We start from the raw sequence: 1417 nt of genomic DNA on the forward strand, positions 1-1417 counted from the left end.
AGTGGCGTCCCGCATAGTGGTGTAGCGCGGCTGCCGGGTTCGTCGTACTGATGGACATGAAGGCGGCCACCGCGTGATCCTTCGAGGAAACTCTCACATCACACTCGAAAGGCATCATCACGATGACCGCTCCCCATATTGTCGACCCTGCCCGCATCCTGACTGAAGCCCTCGGCGAGGCCTCCCCGGATCTGATGCGTCAGCTGCTGCAAACCATGATCAACGCCCTCCTCTCGGCGGACGCCGACGCCGTGGCCGGCGCCGAGTGGGGCAAGCCCTCACCGGAGCGTGTCGCTCAACGCAATGGGTACCGGCACCGTGACCTGGACACCCGCATCGGCACGATCGACGTGGCAGTCCCGAAGCTGCGCACCGGCACCTACTTTCCGGAGTGGTTACTCGAGCGCCGCAAGCGGGCCGAAACGGCGCTGATCACCGTGGTCGCGGACTGCTACCTCGCCGGAGTCAGTACCCGGCGCATGGACAAACTGGTGAAAACCCTCGGCATCAACTCCCTCTCGAAGTCGCAGGTCTCCCGCATGGCAGCCGAGCTCGATGAGCACGTCAACGAGTTCCGCCACCGCCCGCTGGGTGATGCCGGCCCGTTCACGTTCCTGGCCGCGGATGCGCTCACGATGAAGGTGCGTGAGGGAGGGCGAGTCATCAACGCCGTCGTCCTTGTCGCGACCGGCGTCAACGCCGATGGGCGCCGTGAAGTCCTGGGCCTACGCGTCGCCACCTCCGAGACCGGGGCCGCGTGGAACAGCTTCTTCGCCGATCTCGTCGCCCGCGGCCTGACCGGTGTCCGCCTGGTCACCTCGGACGCGCACCGGGGCCTGGTCGAAGCGATCGGCGCGAATCTTCCCGGAGCCACCTGGCAGAGATGCCGCACCCACTACGCGGCGAATCTGATGTCGGTGACCCCGAAGACCATGTGGCCAGCTGTGAAGGCGATGCTGCACTCGGTTTACGACCAGCCTGATGCGGGCTCCGTGCACGCCCAGTTCGACCGGCTGCTGGATTACGTCGACGAGAAACTCCCCGACGCCCATGAACACCTCGACGCCGCCCGGGCCGACATCCTCGCGTTCACCAGCTTCCCCGAAGGACTCTGGCAACAGATCTGGTCGAACAACCCCAATGAGCGACTCAACCGGGAGATCCGCCGCCGCACCGACAGCGTCGGGATCTTCCCCAACCGGGACGCAATCATCCGGCTCGTCGGAGCCGTCCTCGCCGAACAGACCGATGAATGGGCCGAAGGACGCCGCTACCTCGGCCTCGACATCCTCACGAAAAGCCGCCTCACACTCGTCACCAACACCGGGACGGAGGCGACCACCGACACCACTCTCGAACTCAGCGCCTAACAACTAAAAGGATCACCGACCGCTACACCAACACCCGGGACTTGACC

Annotated in this window: 1 protein-coding gene; it reads left to right on the forward strand. The window is 65.1% G+C overall.

Going from position 1 to position 1417, the window contains the following annotated elements:
- Nucleotides 1-122 precede the first annotated feature (122 nt).
- Nucleotides 123-1370: an IS256 family transposase gene (locus tag IWX65_RS17565; protein ID WP_196884839.1), complete on the forward strand. Its 1248-nt coding sequence runs from the start codon at nt 123-125 to the stop codon at nt 1368-1370.
- Nucleotides 1371-1417 lie beyond the last annotated feature (47 nt).

The organism is Arthrobacter sp. CAN_A214, assembly GCF_015751955.1.
Classification (GTDB): Bacteria; Actinomycetota; Actinomycetes; order Actinomycetales; family Micrococcaceae; genus Arthrobacter_D.

Excerpts from the sequence above, each read along its gene's own strand:
- IWX65_RS17565 (WP_196884839.1), top strand. The coding sequence starts at position 123 with ATGACCGCTCCCCATATTGTCGACCCTGCCCGCATCCTGACTGAAGCC.